Raw genomic sequence first — 1,952 nt, forward strand, 5'->3', positions numbered from 1 at the left:
TCTTGCATCATCATTGAGAACAAATGAGCAGAGTCTTCGCTTGAGATCTGAGACAGCTCTAATCCATTCAACAAAATGCTGCCTTCATAGTCTTGGTAGGTTTTAGAGATTAGACGCAGAACCGTCGACTTACCTGACCCCGTCGAACCTACAAGCGCGATTTGATGCCCTTTCTCCAATAAAAACGATACATTATTTAGAACATAAGGAGAGTCGTCTTTGTAACGGAAGCTCACGTTCTTAAACTCTAGGCTCACAAACTGTTCGAGCTGTTTTTCAACCTTGCTCGATAGCAACAGGTTGCGCCCTTCTTCTTCAGTCGGCTCAACAAACAGCTCTTCAATATGGTCAAACGCTGCAAATGAACTCTGAATCGAAGCAATCTGCGAAGTAAAGTCACGGATCGGCACAAACACTTTCTCTAAGGTGTTGATGAACGCAATTAGCACACCCAACGTGAGTGCCCCTTCTATCACTTGCTCAGAGCCATACCAGATCATAATTGCGATGGTGATAGAGGTGATGCCAGAGATAAACGAGAACAAAATCGCATCGTATTTATTTATCTTTTTCTGCGCTCTTAAAAACTCATCGGTATAGCCTTGGTAACGCTGTTCTACTTGATCTTCCGCTCGGTACATCTGAACGGTTTTCATACCAAATAAGACTTCTTGTAAAAAGCCAATACCACGAGCGAGCGAAGAACGAGTCACCTTGTACAGTTCACGAAGTCGGTTTCTCACGTACACCGTCAAATACATCACAGGCGGCATAATGATCAAAACAATCATCGTTAATTGCCAATCAATGAAGAACATCATTACCAACAGAGCAATGGTATTGATACTGTCCTTCACTAGACCAACAACCGATTGAACAAACGTCTCGCCGATGGTTTCCAAGTCGCTGGTTAGTCGTGAAAGCGTGACGCCAATCGGTGTGTTATCAAAATAGCTGCGTGGTAGTTTGAGCACACGAGCAAACAACACTGAGCGCATGTCAGTTATCGTGTATTGCCCGGTTTTACGCAGGTTGTACGAATAGGTGGTATCCACCACATAGCTCGCCACCAGCACGGCAACGAGATAGAAGACGTATTCGAGCAGACCATCCATATCCCCATGACTCAGGTGAACATCGATCACTTGAATGATCAGCCAAGGGAACAACAAGCTCGTGATGACAGAAAGAGGAAGCATAGCGATGCCCAGAATCGCAGAGCCTTTGTATTTCTTAGCAAACTTAAAAAAGTGCTTGAGGTACTTGAGATCAACACCTTTTAACATGCTGCTGCCTCCGTTTCATTCTGCTGTAACTGCCATGTATCGTAATAGTAATCGCACGTTTTCAATAACGTCGCGTGGTCGCCCTTCGCAATCACCTTACCTTCGTTCAACACGATAATTTCATCCATATATTCAAGGGCATTAACACGGTGTGAAACCACAAGTACCGATTGATTTTCCAAGCGCTTAAACAAGCCCTCTAAAATCTTACGTTCTGTTTCATAGTCGACAGCCGATAGAACGTTGTCCATGATGATCAGGTCGGTGGGTTGCAATAAAGATCGCGCAATGCTCAAGCGCTGTTTCTGACCACCCGACAACATGATCCCTTTCTCACCGACTAAGGTTTGGTCGCCATGCTCAAAACGTGTAACGTCATTGGCTAACTGACTCAGTTCTAAAACCTCATCAACCTGACTCTTTGCCAAGTCAGTATCTAAGCTACCGAAGCGGATATTGTCTTCGACGGTTGCAGAAAACAGATAAGGGTCTTGCGTCACGGTTTTCACGTAACGGCGCAAATCACTGCGCGAGAAGCTAGTGACATCTCTTTCGCCAAGAAAAACCGAACCTTCTGGTACATCCAAGTGATGGTTCAAGCAATTCACTAATGTCGTTTTACCCGCTCCGATTCCGCCTAGCACACCCACTTTCTTACCTGCTGGA

2 protein-coding genes are annotated in these 1,952 nt (G+C 45.0%); both read right to left on the bottom strand.

Translation table 11 applies throughout. The features are described from left to right. A partial coding sequence (locus AB4496_RS21340; protein ID WP_372131880.1) for an ABC transporter ATP-binding protein occupies positions 1-1,286 on the bottom strand: 1,286 nt, incomplete at its 3' end. Next, positions 1,280-1,952 (bottom strand): ATP-binding cassette domain-containing protein (locus tag AB4496_RS21345; RefSeq protein WP_372131882.1); only part of this gene is annotated, 673 nt, incomplete at its 5' end. The genes AB4496_RS21345 and AB4496_RS21340, both read right to left, overlap by 7 nt.

It is taken from the genome of Vibrio sp. 10N.222.46.A1, assembly GCF_041473595.1.
Taxonomy (GTDB): domain Bacteria; phylum Pseudomonadota; class Gammaproteobacteria; order Enterobacterales; family Vibrionaceae; genus Vibrio; species Vibrio tasmaniensis_A.